Here is a 16,476-nt window from a genome sequence, read left to right as displayed (position 1 = left end):
GTGATCGGAAGTAACTGGAAAAGCCCCGGCCCTCGGCCGGGGCTTTTTCTCGCGGGCAGTTCGGATGCAGACCAATCTGACCGGTTCAAGTCACGCCGCGCTTGGCGCGTTGCTCCGGCCCTGCCGGGCCATCCAATCGTCAATTGCCGCAACCTGCTCCTGGCTCAGCCGCAGCCCCAGCTTGTTGCGCCGCCAGACCACATCTTCGGCGGTGCGGGCATATTCGCGCGCCATCAACCATGACACTTCGCGCGCAGTCAGGCTGGCGCCGAAATCCTCGCCCAGATCACCTGGGGCCGTTGCCTGCCCCAGCACGCCCCAAGCCTCGGTGCCATAGGCCCGGATCAGCCTGTGCGCCCAGAAGTCGGAGAGAAAAGCATAATCCGCCCGCAGACGCGCAACCAGAGTCGCGAACCCGTCCACGGCAAAGTCGCCACCGGGCAGCGGGACACCCGCAGTCCACGGACCGGGCAGGCCGGGGAAATGGCCGGCCAGCTTGTCCATCGCGTGCTCGGCCAGCCTGCGGTAGGTGGTGATCTTGCCGCCGAACACGTTGAGTACCGGCGCCCCGCCCTGTTCATCGATGCTCAGCACATAGTCCCGGGTGGCCGCCGTGGCGCTGCTTGATCCGTCGTCATAGAGCGGCCGCACGCCGGAATAGGTCCAGACGATATCCTCGCGCGTCACCGGGCGCTTGAAGTATTTCGAGGCAAAGGCGCACAGATAATCCTGTTCTTCCTCGGTGCAGACTGGCGGCACCGACGGGTCGGGATGCTCGCAGTCGGTGGTCCCGATCAGGGTGAAATCCTGCTCATAGGGGATGGCAAAGATGATGCGCCCGTCCTCGCCCTGAAAGAAATAGCATTTGTCGTGATCGTAAAGACGGCGCGTCACGATGTGGCTGCCCCGGTCCAGCCGGACGCCCTCGCGCGAGTCGATGTGGATCCTGTCCTGGATGATGTCACCGACCCAGGGGCCGCCCGCGTTCACCAGGGCCCTTGCGCGAACCGTGCGTGTCTCGCCGTGCTCTCGATCCTGAATGGATACTTCCCACAGCCCCCCTGCCCGCTTGGCCGACAAGACCTCGGTTCGCACGAGAATGGTCGCCCCGCGCGCCTCGGCATCGCGGGCATTGAGCACCACCAGCCGGGAATCCTCGACCCAGCAATCGGAATACTCGTAGGCCCTGCGATACTTCTCCTGCAACGGCTCGCCCTCGGGCGCCGAGCGCAGATCGAGCGTGCGCGTTCCCGGCAGGATCTTCCGTCCGCCAAGGTGGTCATAGAGGAACAGCCCGAGGCAGATGAGCCAGGCAGGCCGCCGCCCCTTCATCCACGGAATGACGCTGCCCAGGATGCGAGACACCGGCGTTTCCGCGTCGAAGCGCATGTCCTTGTGATAGGGCAGAACAAAGCGCATCGGCCAGCTGATATGGGGCATGGCGGAAAGAAGGGTCTCTCGTTCCTTCAGTGCCTCGCGCACCAGCCGGATCTCGAAATACTCCAGATAGCGCAGCCCGCCGTGAAACAGCTTGGTCGAAGCCGAGGACGTGGCTGACGCCAGATCGCCCTTTTCTGCCAGCGTGACAGAAAGACCGCGCCCGGCCGCGTCACGGGCGATGCCGCAGCCGTTGATGCCGCCGCCGATCACAAACAGGTCACAGATGTCGTCGCGTGTATCGTTCACGTCGGTAGCTCCTACAAAGCGGGCGCATGTGTTGGAATCACGCGAATGCATTTCCCATGATCAGCTTTTCTTTTCGTTTTTTTCCGTTTTGGCGTCAATATGCTCTGACATCCCTGCTTCCAGCCCCAAAAGAGCGGACTCGAAAACGCTTGCCGGATATGCCAAAAGGGCAAAAACCTATACTCAAAACGTGGTTCGAGACCCGGTCATGTCGCTATCCTTTCGCCAATCCGACATTCTTGAGATCGCCCGCAGCGAAGGCCGGGTGACCGTGGACGATCTGGCCGAGCGGTTCGGGGTCACGGTTCAGACCATCCGCCGCGACCTGGGCGAGCTGGCCGAGGCCGGCAAGCTGGACCGCGTGCATGGTGGTGCCGTGCTTCGCTCGGGCGTGTCGAACATCGGCTACGAGGACCGTCGCGGCCTGAATGACGCAGAGAAGGCACGGATCGCCGCGCGTTGCGCGGCCGACATCCCCGATGGCGCCTCATTGTTCCTGAACATCGGGACTTCGACCGAAGCGGTGGCGCGCGAACTGCTGGGCCACAAGAACCTGATGGTCGTCACCAACAACATGAATGTCGCCAACATCCTCGTCGCCAATCCCGACTGCCAGATCGTGGTGGCAGGCGGCGTGCTGCGGCGTTCGGATGGCGGGTTGGTCGGCACGCTCACCGCTTCGGTCATCGAACAGTTCAAGTTCGATTTCGCGGTCATCGGCTGCTCTGCCATCGACGCGGACGGGGATCTGTTGGATTTCGACTTTCAGGAAGTCAGCGTAAGCCAGACCATCGTCAACCAGGCGCGGCGCACCTATCTTGTGGCGGATCACTCGAAGTTCCAGCGCACCGCACCGGCGCGAATTGCCTCGCTGTCCAGCGTGAACACGTTTTATACCGATCGCCCCCTGCCGGACGAGTTATCCCGAAAGTGCAGGGAATGGGATACGCACGTCATTCTGAGCGATTGACGGGCACGCCCACGGGGATTGCATTCAGAGAGGATATCCTAGCTGACCGATCAACTGCCATATCTCCCGGTTTGCCAGATTCAGTTGTGACAGCACGTCCTCGATCTTCTCCATCGCTTCGTCATCGACCGTATCCGTGCGCCCCAGCTTGATGCCCGTCTTCCGGTCTGCGATGCGCATCAGGATCGTTTTCGGAGTGCCGCTGTCAGAATCGAACGAGTAGATGCAATGGTTGTACTTGTTTCGGACCCCTGACAGCCTGATCAAACGCTGTGTCTGCTCCAGGATGAGGTCGCGCACCTTGGGGTCGCGCCCATCCATTTTTGCAAGCCGCTCCACCAGATCGACCCGGGCGCGCGTCGTGTTCAGCGTCAGGAATATGATGACCGCGACATCCTTGGTCGTCCCTGTCAGCCCGGCGATCAGATGGATCAAAAGACTTTCGGTATTGGTCCACATGTAGTTCAACCGCCCGACCAGCAGGATCAGGCGGTCGAAGCTGGGATCTGCCGCGCTATCCATGACGCGTTTGACGCGCGTCGGACGGCGCCGCCTCGAAAAAGAAATGAGCTGCGGCCGTCCGGTTGCTGACCCCGAGCTTTCCGACGACATTGTGCATGTGAAGTTTGACGGTATGCTCGGTAATGCCGAGTCTCGACGCAATGACCTTGTTGCTTTCGCCTTTTGACACAAGGCTCAGAACCTGCTTCTCCCGGCGGGTCAGCTTCTCGAAAAGCGCTTTGCGGTCAGGTTCGGTTTTGCCCCCCCCTCCTCCGGACTGTTCTTGCCCGGCAGAGCCGCCGTCAGCCGATTCTTTCGGATCGACCAAAATGGTCGGGAGGAAAAGTTCATCATGCAGCAGCAGACGCAGGATCGAACGCCAGACATCCGGTGTCACATTCATCGGCAGATAGCCGATATCCCCATATTCCCGCCGGTCCCACCGCGCAAACAGCGACCGGGCCACATCCTCCTTTCGATAGGCAAAGGCGATGCGCCCCGATCCGGCAACTTCCAGATACAGCTCCGGCCTGCGCAAGAGATCTTCCGCAAGCAGTTGGTCCACGACCAACACCCGCAGCGACGGGACGTTGCCGCCAAAGACATGCAACGCGCGGTCCAGATTTTCCTGACGACGGACAAGAACTCCAAATTCAGACTGAACGCTTCTCAGGGTCTGATTTGAGAAGAACAATTCCTTTCCCAGGAAAAGCATCGAGATGCCTTCTGCTTCGCGGAATTGATCAGATACTTCACTCGCAACCGGGAGGTTCATAACACTCCTCCAACTAAGATACACAACGGCGGAAAGACCGCCAACAATTGAAAAACTTTCGCACCCAAAACGCGGGGCCAAGTGCCAGACAGAAAAATATTCCGACGCTCAGGGTATCCGAAAGTTCCTCACCGATCAACAGATTGAGGCGGGTCTAAACCCATTTCTTAACCATTTGTTTAGGGTTTAAGCCCGGCGAGGCCGTCTCCTGACCAATAGTTCAGGTCAAGCAAATCGAGGCCGTTATTTGGTGATTTTGCGGCATTTTTTGGGCAACCCGCCTCCAGCACGCCCTTCGCTTGTGCGACTTATTCCTTTTCTTTCAAGCCATTGCAGGAACCAAACCTTTTGATCAGCTAGGCATGCCGACCCCCAACTGCAACGATACTCTGGTTTCATTGGGAAACGTATTTTCAGACCTGCGTGATGCCGACTGCATTTTTCAGCACCAGGCCAGCACACGCCAAATTGATTTGAGCGAAAGGAGGTGACGCACGGAGCAGCCTTAATTCTAGCACAGCAGTACGAGTTCAGGCCGCCGGATATGGCCTGCAGACTGCAATCAACAATCAATCGATATGAAACTCGCCGAATTCTGCCTTGGAGATGACTGGCAGTCCGGCGTCTAACGATCGGATATTTACCATGAGAAGAAACGGACACAATCCCTCTCAAACGACCATTGTGATCGATGAAGTGGAAGTTGAATCCCTCGAAGCAAGCTTCGATACGGACGTCAACGTCGAGGAAGCGTACGTCGAAGCGGACGTGAACGCTCAGCAGCAAGAGCAGGATCAGGACGTCGACAACCGCGTCGACACGTCGGATTCTCAGCAGCAGGATCAGGATCAGGCTCAGTCGACAGACGTTGACAACGAGAACGATCAGGATCAGGACCAGGATCAGGATCAGGACCAACGTCAGGACCAGGCCCAGAACCAGCAGCAACAAAACACCAATGGCGGCGACGACAGCAACGCCAACGCCAACACCAACAACGTCAACATCGACTTTGGTGGCGGCGAGTGGATTCCGCGTGACGACGATCAGGTGGACATCGACATGGATGACGATGCTGAAATCGGCGATGTCATCACTGCTGGAAACGACCTGAACTACGATCCCGGCGACGACATGGACCTGGACATCTCCTTGGATGGTCCGGGCAACGACCTGTCGTCCATCAACAGCCAGATCGCCAGCCTGACCGACAACGACGTGCTCAACGGCGCTTCGGTGTCAAACTCCGGTGAATTCTACCAGAAGGGTGATGCATCCGGCGGCGATGCGGATGCGGATGAAGGCATCAGCACGCGGAACGACGGTGGTGAATCCGGCCAGGGCGGCACCAGCTATGGCGGTGCAGCAGATGGCGGAAAAACCTACGGGGGCGATGCCGACGCCGACAGCGGCGAGACCGGTGACGCGGACGCATGGGATTCCGGCGGCCGCGGCGGTGACGGCGGCGACGCCGACAACGATGTCGATGCCGAAGGCCGGTCGGAAGCGGACGCAGATGGCGACAACGACGGCGCCAACGGCGGCGACGCTGACAGCGACGCTGACAGCGACAACACTGGCGACAGCACTTCCGACGCCCATGGCGAGGCCGGTGACGGCGGCTATGCCGACTCTCATGGCCTGGGCGCTGGCCTTGGATTGTCACTTTCCGGCGCGGGCAGCCGCGCGGACGGCGGTGACAACGACCAGGATTCCGACGCCGACGGCGATGGTGATGCCGACAACGACTCGTCGGCCAGAGGCGCGAATGGCGGCGATGCCGACTCGCAGGCTGACGGCGCGGCCGACAACCGCAGCGAAGCCGACACCGAAGCCAACGACGCCACTGCCGGCAGCAACGATGCCGACGGCGATGCCGACAGCGATTCCGACAGCGATGCTGACGGCGATGGCGGCAACGGTGAAGGCGGCTTTGCAGGTCTCGTCGAGGCTGCGGTTGCCGCGCTGTATCAGGAAATCACCGGCGACGCCGAAGATGACAATGAAAACAAGGGCGACGCGGAAGCCGACACAGCCGGCGGCAATACCCTTGACGCGGGCGACGGAAATGGCGGCGACGGCGCGGGCAACGCGGCAAGCAACGCCGATGCCCAGGGCGTAGGCGACCAGTCCACGGGCGATGGCCCGAATGTCAACCAGGCCCCCGGTGACGTCAACGGCACAGCCAATGCAGCTGTGGACGCTGACACCATCGCCGGCAACGGCGGCGCCAACAACGCCAATGGCACGGCAAACGGCACCGGCACTGCAGATTCGGGGAATGAAGGCCGCGCCGGAGACGGCGGGACCGGCACTTCGACGGCCGACTCCGCAGGCAGCGGCGCGGGCAATGCCGACGTGATGAGCGGCGGCGGCGGCGGCGGCGGCGCGGATGTCTTTGCAACCGCGGACACCGACGGAACGGCCGACAGCCTTGCCGAAGCCATCGCCGGCTACGGCGGCACCCAGAGCGCCGACAATGACGCCACCTCGGCCGGATCGGGCGAGGCCAGCGGCCAAGCAGGCGGCGGCGGCGGCGGCGGCGGCGAAGGCGGCACGTCGATGGGCGGAACCTCCGGCTATTCGATGGCCGATGCCATGTCCGGTGACACCTACGGCGGCGCGACCGACGGCGGCGATTCTGCTGGTGCCTATTCGGGCGACGGCGGAGCCGGCGGCAACGGCGGCGCATGGGGCGCGAACAACGGTGGCGACGGCATCGTCACTGGCGAGTCCTACGCCTCGGCAGCCGCAGTGGTCGACACCTCGGCCTTCAACCAGTCGATCGTGATGGGTGCCAATGTTCTCGGCAACAACGTCGACACGACCATGGTTGGCGGTTCGATGACCTCGTCCTACGCAAGCGACGACACCGACGTCTAAGAACGCCCAATTCGCAGCACCCAGGGCCAAATTCTTGGCCCTGGGACACCCTTCATTCCCGATGCCCTACATCCGGCATCGGCCTGGGCGGCAAGGAACACCATCATGGCGCTCGACAAGATTACAGAGACGATTGCTCATTTTATCGGCGTATTTGACCTGACGAATGAACAAGCCAGGCTTCGCGAACAATACGAGGAGTTCACGGCACTCAGGCGGCAGGCAGAACTGGACAAGCTGGCGGACCCGACGAAGATAGATATCAATTCGGATCTTGAGCTGAAATCGGGCGAGTACAAGCCACTGCCCCATGAGCTTCAGGAGGCCCCTTCCGAGGACGCCCCGATAGCTCCGCAGGTTTCCCTGCCCGATGAAAGCCTGCCCCCGTCGCAGGCTCCGCTTGGCAACGAACAGACCGAAGTGGTCGAACAGCAGGGCGGCGGTGACGTTGACGTCCAGCAGGTGGCGATTGCGGCACATGCCAGCCAGGCAGCGGACCCCGATCCCGTAGATGAATTTCAGGGCTCAGCTTTTACCTTCACGGCCCAGTATCTTTACCTGAGCGACAATGACACCCTGGGCCAGGGGGATTTTCGCGATGTCGGCGAAATGATCGAACAGATCGTGGCCGCACACATGCAGGCAGAGATCCTGCATGCCATGCCGGTTCCGGTATCGGCCATCGGGCATTTTCTCTCCATCAGCAACGTCGAAGCCCTGGCCGAGGCGATGCGCGCAGAGTTCAACACAGAGGTTGATGGCGTCACGATCCACCGTTTCTACGGCGAGGATGCGCTCGGCACGGTCGTGAACGGCGAACATGTCGAGGAAATGCCCGAGTGGGAGACGCTCCTACCGCTTTTCCACCAGCCAGATGATACTGAAAGCACAGAGGACGAAGTATCCGCCTATCCAGAGGAATGGGACCAATCGGAGGATCTGGAATTCGAGACAGGCCACACCGTGATCACCGGTGGCAACCTTCTGATCAACGAAACGGACATCTCGATCGGCTGGGTTGACGCGCCCTTCATTGCTCTCGGCGGCAAGCTCATGGAACTCACCATGATCAGCCAGGTGGCCGTCGTTTCCGACCGCGATCAGGGGGCCCAGGGGCAAAGCACCTCCGGAACGCAGGTCGTGCAGGCGGCTCAGATCGAGAACGAGAGCAACGCCGCGCCCTGGCTGCCAGAGGATCCAACCGGCGATGCGCAACCGACCTTTGCGAACATCGACTGGATCACGGGCGATCTGCTTGTCGCCAACTTCGTGAAACAAGTCGCCGAAGCGACCGATATTGATCACATCAACACGGAGATATCCGCCACTTCGAGCTATTTCGCGCTCGGCGACAATGAACTTGTCAACAGCAACAAGATCGTGGAGGTCGGCAGCTACTACGACATGATCCTGATTGGCGAGGACATGATCTCGGTCGACATGGTTTTCCAGACGCTCGTTTTGAATGACGACGACCATTCGACCGACGCGCCGGAACTGCTGGCCGCTGTCGAAGACGAGGAGGAAGAAGCACCCGGCCCCTCTTCGACAACTGCACCGGACGAGGGCAACCTGTTGATGAATCAGGCCAGCCTGAAGACCTTGGGCGAAGACAGCAAGGAAAGCATTTCCGCAAGTCTGAGCGACATGCTGACAATAGAGGACTCGAACCAGGAGGCCTTGGAGCAGGCGCTGCTGAATGACCCGATGTTTGCCGGGCTCGAGCAGTTGCGGGTTCTCAAGGTCGACGGCAGCCTGCTGCAGGTGAACATCATCGAACAGGTGGGCATTCTGGCCGATCAGGATGATGTGCAGGTGATCGGCCCGGGCAAGAGCGGACTGCATACCGTCAAAAGCAGCAACGCCCTGCTCAACAAGGCAAATATCACCAAACACGGTGTCGATTCCGTCGTCATGGCGAATTCGGACACCTATTCGGATTTGCTGCTGCATCAGGCCAGCCTGATTGACACGCCTGAAACCGAGAGCGGCGACGAACTGGTGAACGAGGCCATCGCCTTCCTGATGGAAGACGACCTCCTTCCGGAAGCGGCGCACAACGGAAAAGGCTTCGACAAGTCCATTGCCAAGGACATGAACCAGTTTGATGACGCTGATGGCATGCAAAACATGCTTGCATGACGCCTCTGTTACGAATGCGAGTTTTTAAAAGGTTACAAATATGGCAACGGTTAATTCGTCACGACGCCCCCAATTCGACGAGCCGCTTGAACAACCGAACAAGGCGAACTTGAGCAAGCCTTCAGTGAAAGAGGTGAAACCGGCGAACAGCTGGGCTGGCTCTGAACCGGGAAAGTCAAAGCCGTCCAGGCTGGTGCTGTCGTCTGACTTTCGTGTTGCACGCGGAGAAAACGAAGATCGTGTTTCGCCCGACCGGCGTCCCTCCGATGCCGGACAAGACGGCGCCAATGTCACCGCCGAACCGGCTGTGGCCGAACGTGCCGACCCGAACAAGCTTTTGGAACAGACCGTTCAACCGTCCCCCCCATCGCGGGCAGGTTCCGAAAATCGGGTCGGCACGACCATCGAAGGCAAGGCCAACCAGCCGGTGCTCAAGTCCGGTGGCGGCGGCGGCAACAACGGTGGCCCGCCCCGGTCCTTTCACCGACGCACCCCGCCCGAAGACTTCCAGAACCTGTTGCGAACCGCCCTGCGGGCGGTCAGGCGCAACCTCGGTTTCGTGCTGGTTCTCACTTGTGCGACCAACCTGCTGGTTCTGGCGATCCCGGTCTACCTGTTTCAGATCAGCGACCGGGTTCTGACCAGCCGGTCTCTGGACACGCTGATCATGCTGACCATCATCGCACTGGGAGCCGTGGCCTTCCAGTCCGCGTTCGACGCCATCCGCCGCTTCATGCTGATGCGCACGGGGGTTGAAGTTGCCGCGCGTCTCGGCGCGCCTATCCTGAGCGCCGCAGCGCACGCGTCGCTGCACGGCTCGGGGCGCGAGTATCAAACGCTCGGTGACTTGCAGCAGGTACGCGGATTTCTCGTGTCGGGGACTCTGATCTCGTTCCTTGACGTGCCTTTTGCCCCCTTGTTCATTCTGATGATCTTCCTCGTACATCCAGACCTGGGAATGATCGTGGTCGTGACGGCGCTGGTCTTGATGACGATCGCGCTGATCAACCAGAAAATGACGGCCAAACCTTTCGCCGAGGCGAACCAGGCTCAGTCCAAGGCAAACCTGCACCTCGATTCAATGTCCCGAAACAGCCAGATCATCAATGCCATGGCGATGATCCCCGAGGCCGTGCGGATCTGGGGCCGAGACACGGCCGCCTCGCTGACCTGGCAGGTCAGGGCACAGGATCGCAACATCGTCTTTGCCGCAGTCTCGCGCACGGTGCGCCTGTTCACCCAGATCGGCATTCTCGGCTGGGGCGCATTCCTGGCTCTGCAGGGTGAAATCACCGGCGGCATGGTGATCGCGGCATCCATCATCGCCGGCCGCGCCTTTGCGCCGATCGAGGGCTCCATCGAGGGGTGGAACACGTTCCTTCTGTCCCGCGGTGCATATGGGCGCATCCGCAACCTTCTTGCCAATTCTGCACTGCAATACGAAAAACTGCGCCTTCCCCGCCCCGAAGGACGTCTGGACGTGGAGCGTCTGCTTTATGTTCCAGGCGGGACAAAACGCGTGGTTCTCAACGGAATAACCTTCTCGCTCAGCCCTGGCGAAACGCTTGCGATCATCGGAAATTCCGGTGCCGGCAAGACGACGCTGGGCAAGACGCTGGTTGGCTCGATCCTGCCCACTTCGGGCAGCGTCCGGCTGGATTTGATGGACATCCGCAACTGGGATCCGCGCCAGTTCGGTGAAAGCATCGGGTATCTGCCGCAGGACGTGCAGCTGTTCCCCGGCACCATCAAGGAAAATATCGGCCGGATGCGCGACGACGCCACTGACGAGCAGATCCACGATGCCGCTGTCCTGGCCGATGTGCACAACATGATCGCGACCTTGCCGCAGGGCTACGAGACGGTCGTGGCCGCCGATGGCTCGCCGCTGTCGGGCGGCCAGAAGCAACGGATTGCACTGGCCCGGGCCTTCTTCGGAAATCCGCGCATGGTGGTGCTGGACGAGCCCAACTCGAACCTTGACGTGGCCGGTGACAAGGCGCTGGCACGGGCCATCGAGCAGGCCAAAGCCAACAAGATCACCGTCGTGGTGATCACCCAGAAACCGACACTCCTGAATGTCGTCGACAAGATCATGCTGCTCAACGACGGGCGCGTGGCGCTGTTCGGTGAACGCGACAAGGTCCTGCAACAGTTGCACGGTTCCAAGGTACCGCCGGAACTGAAAGGCAATCAGGGGGGTGAAGAGAAATGACCGATCTGACCCAATCAACTGATCCGACACTGTGGTATTCGAATGTGCCCCGCTCCATCAATCGCCTGATCTGGATCGGGATGCTCTTGCTGGCCGTCTGCTTTGGCGGCTTCGGGGTTTGGTCGTTCACGGCCCCTCTCGCAGCCGCCGTGATCGCGCAGGGCAGTTTCGTTGCCACCGGTCGCAACAAGATCGTCCAGCACTTGGAGGGCGGCATCATCGACAAGATTCTTGTCGCCGAAGGCCAGACTGTCCAGGCCGGCGATATACTGGTGACGCTGGACCGGACATCGGCCGAATCCAACGAGCGCGAACTGTTCATTCGCAAGATCCGCCTGCAGGCCATGGCCGAACGGCTGCTGGCTGAGTATCACGAGGAGGACAAGCTCGAATTTTCCGACGAATTGATCGCTGCTTCAACGGACACCGAGGTGGCCTCCATTCTGGATTCCCAGAAACTGACTTTCGAAGTGTCCCGCAAGACCCTGTTGAACGACATCGCCCTGCTCGAACGCAACATGGAAGCCCTGAAGATCCGGGAAAGTGGTTTCGCGGGGCAGCTTGAGGCGTTGAAGCTGCGGTCGGAAATTCTGAAGGAGGAATTCGAAACCAAGAACTCACTCTTTGAAAAGGGGCTGGTCCGAAAGGGCGAACTGAATACGATCCGGCGGGTGCAGGCCGAGGCTGACGGTCAGCTGGCGCGGCTGCAGGCCGAGATCAACGAAATCAGCCAGATGTTGCTGAAATACCAGGAACAGATCACCAGAACCCGCTCGGCCTACCGCCAGGCGGCGCTGGACGAGCTGGGCCTGATCGAGGCGGATCTGGAAAGCGTGCGCGAAAAGGCTCTGCAAGCCCGGAGTGTGCTTGACCGCGCCGTCGTCAGAGCCCCCGTCGCGGGAACCGTTGTCCGCCTGCACTTCTTCACCCCCGGCGGCGTGATCGAAACCGGCGAGCCAATCGCGGAGATACTGCCGGCGGATGCGCCGCTGATCATCGAAGCACAAATTCCGAGGACGGACATCGACACCGTTGTCACCGGACAGCAAGCGACGGTGCGGCTGGTGGCACTGAACCAGCGCACGACCCCTGTCCTCTATGGCGAGGTTTTCTACGTGTCGGCGGATGCCCTGCTGGAGGAAACATCCGGGATTCCGCAAGAGGTTTATCTGGCGCGGATTTCCCTGACGCCCGACGAAATCGATCGGGTCCGCGGGTTCATCCCGACACCGGGGATGCCGGCCGAGATCATGATCCAGACCGAAGAGCGAACCTTCGCCGCCTATATCGCGAAGCCGATCGTCGACAGCATGTCCCGCGCGTTCCGCGAAAACTGAACACGGGCGATCACCCCGACCAAATATCAGTGCGCTTGGCCCCTTGGCCAAGCTGCGCAGCGCGAAATCCCATAGGCCATGGAATCCTGCGCGACCATTGCCTTGACGGGTGTTTTCGCACTTCACGGGGGGGCTAGGAGTGGTACCGCCTCCCTGGCTTGAACAGGGGACCTCTGGATCCACAATCCAGCGCTCTAACCAACTGAGCTAAGGCGGCACTTGTGAGGGGCGATGTAACCAACGCGCCGGGGGATTGCAAGGGGAATATGGACGAAATTTCCTCCCGCGCGGGTCAAGACAACCCCAAGGCTTCGAGCCATTTTGCAGACTGTCGAACATTGTCCGCATACGGCCGCAAAGGCGCACCCCCAACATGGTCTTCAGTCACCGAAAGAATATGTGGGGCGCTTGATTCTCAAGCATTTGCAGGTTAGCAGGAACGCTCATTCCGGAGGGTGACATGGGCATCAATACCGAGCGCGACATCGAAGCGAATCTGCAGATCGGCCCGACCGACAAGGGCATGGTGCGCCTCTTCATCGAAGCGGACGGCATAGAAATCCCGATGGATTTCGACCCCGAAGAGGCCGACGAGATCGCCGAAGAAATCCGTGCCGCTGCGCAGGCCGCCCGCAGCCTCAAGGGCTGACGTCAAAGCCTCGGATCGCGCAGCGCCCTGAGCCTGCGCGCGGCATCCATTGCAAATTTCTGGACCATCTTCTTGCGCCGCGCCGGCGCCAGTTTGACCTCGGGCGCCATGCGGATGATCTCGGCATCATAGGCGTCTGCGATGATCAGACCGGTCTCCACCGGCAACAGATCGGTCGGAAACTCGGTGTCCACCGCCCAGAAGAACCGATCGCACCAATCAAGGTATCCCTGCCATTTCGAATCCGCCTGATAGTCGGCGCGGCTCGACTTGCACTCGATCACCCAGAGTTCGCCTTTCGGCCCCAGCCCCATCACATCGACCCGCAGACCGCGCGTGGGCACGAATTCCTCAACGGAAACAAAGCCATGACTGGCCAGATGACGGGCCACCCCACGCGCGAGTCTCTGTCCGGGCTGCAGTTCCAAGGTCATGGGCAAAATGTGAACAATAAGTGAACAAAAATCAAGGGCGCGTCCGTGCCTCACACCCTGACCGCTCGCGCGGGCCACTGGGCAGGGCGATGCGGGATACAGTTTTCGCCTTCCCCCTTGTGCAAACCGTCCGCCCCCCCTAATTAGGCGTGTGGCGGGTTCTGCCCTTCTCGTGTCAGGCAGCATTCCGGTGGCCTTAACCATTTCCGAGGGAGCTGGCTCTGTTCAGGTCCTGGCCTGATTACCTGGCGCCCACCTGTACATGCAGGTCCTCGGGAATCAACGCCCCACGGTTGACCGGCGGTCCCGCCACTTCTCCCATCCAGATTTTCAGGATATCAGCGCTGCGCACGCGCTTCCTGCTTGACCGGTGCAGGCTTGAGGCCATGCGCCACGGGTGCTCCCCCGCGCGGACCCTTCGGCTTTTCCGCCATGTTCATGATGGCCCAGGCAAACTGAACACCGGCGAAAACGATGCCGTTCATGAACCAGATCATGCCCAGCGCGATCAATCCGCTATCGGACCCGGTTATCAGATGCCGCAGGTTGGCCACGTTCAGAGCAAGCAGCAATCCCACGAACACGGCCGCGACGGCAAATCCGATGGCAACCTGGGTGATGTAAAGGCGGATCAGTTTGGGCATGGTGAGTCTCCTTGCGCTCTGACATTCAGTTTAGCGCATATCAAACTCAGGTAAAGCACCCGGACGGAAAATCAGAACGCCTCGGGCCGGGCCTCGCGCGCCATGTGATCCAGAACGGCGTTGACGAATTTCGGCTCCTTGCCTTCGGGAAAGAAGGCGCGTGAAATATCGACGAACTCGTTGATGACCACCTTGGGGGGCGTATCGCCTTGCGTCAATTCTGCCCCCGCGGCGCGGAACGTTGCGCGCAGCGTCGGGTCGATTCGCGCGATCGGCCATTTCGCAACCAGCGCCCGGTCGGTCATCTGGTCGATCGGCGCCTGGTAGTTGACCGCGTCATCCACCAGCTTGCGGAACAGCGAGATGTCGCCCTCCAGCATTTCCTCGCCCTCGTAGACCGCGCCGAACCGGTGATCCAGAAACTCGTTGACCACCTGCTCGGTCGTCTGGCCCGACTGCTCCATCTGGAACAGCGCCTGCACGGCGTAAAGCCGCGCGGCGGATTTCATCAGGCGTTTCCGGTTGGCCGGTTTCGGCGTGTCTGTCTGGGTCATGCTGTCGTTGATCCGTTGCTGTCGCCCGCCACGAGGATGGACTCGGACGGCGGCTTGAACCCGACGCCCTCTTTCGAAGCGCCCCACTTACGTCTGAGTGCGATCAGATGCAAGGCCGCAGCCGCCGCGCCGCCGCCTTTGTTCTGATCGGCCGGATCCGCGCGCACTTCGGCCTGTCTGCGGTTTTCGACGGTCAGGATGCCGTTGCCGATGCAAAGCCCCTGCAGCCCCATCAACTGGATCGCCCGGCTGGAGTCGTTGCAGACCGTATCGTAATGGGTGGTCTCGCCCCGGATGACACAGCCCAGCGCGACGTAGCCGTCAAAGTTGCATTGGCGATCGGCCATGGCGATCGCGGTCGGCACTTCCAATGCACCAGGCACCTCGACGATTTCCCAGCTGCCGCCCACGGCTTCGATCTCGGCCTTGGCGCCGGCAACCAGGTTGTCGGCAATGTCCTTGTAATACGGCGCCACGACGATCAACAGCTTGACCGGCTTGTCGAATTCGGGGCGCGGCAGGATGTAGTGGCTTTCTTGTCCGGCCATGATCATTCGTCCTTCAGGATCGGTCGGGTCCCGACGATGGACAGCCCGAAGGCGTCCAGACCCAGATACTTGGTTTCGGGGGAATCGGTCAGCAGGATGAGTTCATGCAGCCCCATCTTGGACAGGATCTGCGCCCCAAGACCGGTTTGCTTGATGGTCCGGGGCCCTTCGTCGTCGCTGGCATACAGAGAGTTCCGCGGCTGCCGGAACAGGCACACGACACCGCGGCCTTCTTCCGCGATCTTCTCCATCGCGCGGGGCAGCTCGTGCGGGGATTTCGGGCCGATGCCCAGAACGTCCGACGCCTCGTGCAGCGCGTGGGTGCGGGTCAGAACCGGCTCGGGCGTGGTGATGTCGCCCTTGATCATCACCACATGCTCGATGCCGTGGGTCTGGTCGGTAAAGAGGCGCAGTTCCCATTCACCGCCGTATTCCGAGGTGACGACCTCGCGCGAGGTTTCGACCACCAAGTTGTCGTTGCGCGAGCGATAGGCGATCAGGTCGCTGATCGTGCCGATCTTGAGCCCATGTTCCTTGGCGAAGTCGACCAGATCGGGCAGTCGCGCCATGGTTCCGTCCGGCTTCATGATTTCGCAGATCACGCCCGAGGGGTTCAGCCCCGCGAGCCGCGAGATGTCGACCGCGGCCTCGGTATGGCCGGCCCGGACCAGCACCCCGCCCCGCTTGGCGCGCAGCGGAAAGACATGGCCGGGCGTGGCCAGATGCGCCATCGTGTTCTGTTCGTTGATGGCGGTCGCGATGGTCAGCGCCCGGTCGGCGGCGGAAATGCCGGTGCTGACGCCCTCGCGCGCCTCGATCGAGACGGTAAAGGCCGTCTCGTGCCGCGACGAGTTGTTCACCGCCATCATCGGCAGGCCCAGACGGTCGATCCGCTCGGCCGTCATCGGCAGGCAGATCAGCCCGCGTCCATGGGTGGCCATGAAGTTGATCGCGTCGGCATCGGCGAACTCGGCGGCGATGCACAGGTCACCCTCGTTCTCGCGATCCTCGTGGTCGACAAGGATGTACATCCGGCCCTGACGGGCCTCTTCGATGATCTCCTCGATCGGGCTGATCGCATCGCGCAACTGGGCCTCGACCGGGCCGGGGGTCTCAAAGCTCATGGGGCAGCCTTTCG

The 16,476-nt window shown here is 61.0% G+C and carries 14 protein-coding genes and 1 tRNA gene; 6 read left to right on the top strand and 9 right to left on the bottom strand.

Features of this window, described 5'->3' with window-relative positions; all coding sequences use genetic code 11:
• Positions 1–90: 90 nt before the first annotated feature.
• Complete coding sequence (gene glpD, locus AVO45_RS08785; protein ID WP_068346690.1) at positions 91–1,686, bottom strand: glycerol-3-phosphate dehydrogenase; 1,596 nt, start codon at positions 1,684–1,686, stop codon at positions 91–93.
• Positions 1,687–1,894: 208 nt separating this feature from the next.
• Here glpD and AVO45_RS08780 point away from each other — a divergent pair, with 208 nt between their 5' ends.
• Entirely contained in the window at positions 1,895–2,656 is a 762-nt protein-coding gene (locus AVO45_RS08780; protein ID WP_068346023.1) for a DeoR/GlpR family DNA-binding transcription regulator, read from the top strand.
• A gap of 24 nt (positions 2,657–2,680) precedes the next feature.
• Here AVO45_RS08780 and AVO45_RS08775 read toward each other — a convergent pair whose 3' ends face one another.
• The gene (locus tag AVO45_RS08775) at positions 2,681–3,178 is read right to left on the bottom strand and encodes a hypothetical protein (RefSeq protein WP_068346021.1); all 498 of its coding nucleotides are present in this window, start codon (positions 3,176–3,178) and stop codon (positions 2,681–2,683) included.
• Positions 3,171–3,932, bottom strand: coding sequence for a helix-turn-helix transcriptional regulator (locus AVO45_RS08770; RefSeq protein ID WP_068346019.1), 762 nt, complete (start codon positions 3,930–3,932; stop codon positions 3,171–3,173). The genes AVO45_RS08775 and AVO45_RS08770 overlap by 8 nt, the downstream gene beginning before the upstream one ends.
• A 645-nt stretch (positions 3,933–4,577) precedes the next feature.
• On the opposite strand from AVO45_RS08770, the gene AVO45_RS19560 reads away from it, so the two are divergent.
• The 4 genes from AVO45_RS19560 to AVO45_RS08750 all read left to right on the top strand — a co-directional run bounded on the left by AVO45_RS19560 (position 4,578) and on the right by AVO45_RS08750 (position 12,509).
• Positions 4,578–6,815: a hypothetical protein gene (locus AVO45_RS19560; RefSeq protein ID WP_068346017.1), complete on the top strand. Its 2,238-nt coding sequence runs from the start codon at positions 4,578–4,580 to the stop codon at positions 6,813–6,815.
• A 105-nt stretch (positions 6,816–6,920) separates the two neighbouring features.
• Positions 6,921–8,957, top strand: a complete 2,037-nt coding sequence (locus AVO45_RS08760) for a hypothetical protein (RefSeq protein WP_068346014.1) — start codon at positions 6,921–6,923, stop codon at positions 8,955–8,957.
• A 109-nt stretch (positions 8,958–9,066) separates the two neighbouring features.
• Positions 9,067–11,172 (top strand): type I secretion system permease/ATPase, encoded by a 2,106-nt coding sequence (locus tag AVO45_RS08755; RefSeq protein ID WP_420819930.1) that lies wholly within the window; start codon positions 9,067–9,069, stop codon positions 11,170–11,172.
• Positions 11,169–12,509: an HlyD family type I secretion periplasmic adaptor subunit gene (locus AVO45_RS08750; protein WP_068346009.1), complete on the top strand. Its 1,341-nt coding sequence runs from the start codon at positions 11,169–11,171 to the stop codon at positions 12,507–12,509. Before AVO45_RS08755 ends, AVO45_RS08750 begins: the two co-directional genes overlap by 4 nt.
• Positions 12,510–12,649: 140 nt before the next feature.
• Here AVO45_RS08750 and AVO45_RS08745 read toward each other — a convergent pair.
• A tRNA-His gene (locus tag AVO45_RS08745) sits at positions 12,650–12,726 on the bottom strand.
• Between the two features lie 243 nt (positions 12,727–12,969).
• Here AVO45_RS08745 and AVO45_RS08740 point away from each other — a divergent pair.
• The gene (locus AVO45_RS08740) at positions 12,970–13,158 is read left to right on the top strand and encodes a DUF6324 family protein (RefSeq protein WP_068346007.1); all 189 of its coding nucleotides are present in this window, start codon (positions 12,970–12,972) and stop codon (positions 13,156–13,158) included.
• Between the two features lie 2 nt (positions 13,159–13,160).
• On the opposite strand, the gene AVO45_RS08735 is transcribed toward AVO45_RS08740, so the two are convergent.
• The 5 genes from AVO45_RS08735 to ribB form a co-directional block, all read right to left on the bottom strand.
• Positions 13,161–13,592, bottom strand: a complete 432-nt coding sequence (locus tag AVO45_RS08735; RefSeq protein WP_068346005.1) for an MmcB family DNA repair protein — start codon at positions 13,590–13,592, stop codon at positions 13,161–13,163.
• Between the two features lie 338 nt (positions 13,593–13,930).
• Positions 13,931–14,236, bottom strand: a complete 306-nt coding sequence (locus tag AVO45_RS08730; RefSeq protein ID WP_068346003.1) for a hypothetical protein — start codon at positions 14,234–14,236, stop codon at positions 13,931–13,933.
• Between the two features lie 71 nt (positions 14,237–14,307).
• Positions 14,308–14,790 carry a transcription antitermination factor NusB gene (nusB, locus tag AVO45_RS08725; protein ID WP_068346001.1) on the bottom strand — a complete coding sequence of 161 codons (483 nt, stop codon included), beginning with the start codon at positions 14,788–14,790 and terminating at the stop codon, positions 14,308–14,310.
• Positions 14,787–15,338 (bottom strand): 6,7-dimethyl-8-ribityllumazine synthase, encoded by a 552-nt coding sequence (locus AVO45_RS08720; protein ID WP_068346688.1) that lies wholly within the window; start codon positions 15,336–15,338, stop codon positions 14,787–14,789. The genes nusB and AVO45_RS08720 overlap by 4 nt, the downstream gene beginning before the upstream one ends.
• Before the next feature lie 2 nt (positions 15,339–15,340).
• Positions 15,341–16,462: a 3,4-dihydroxy-2-butanone-4-phosphate synthase gene (gene ribB, locus AVO45_RS08715; RefSeq protein WP_068345999.1), complete on the bottom strand. Its 1,122-nt coding sequence runs from the start codon at positions 16,460–16,462 to the stop codon at positions 15,341–15,343.
• Positions 16,463–16,476 lie beyond the last annotated feature (14 nt).

Origin of the sequence: Ruegeria marisrubri, from assembly GCF_001507595.1 — a bacterium.
In the GTDB taxonomy this organism is placed as follows: domain Bacteria; phylum Pseudomonadota; class Alphaproteobacteria; order Rhodobacterales; family Rhodobacteraceae; genus Ruegeria; species Ruegeria marisrubri.
The sequence above is the reverse complement of the archived record's forward strand: the minus strand, read 5'-3'. Positions and strand labels throughout refer to the sequence as shown.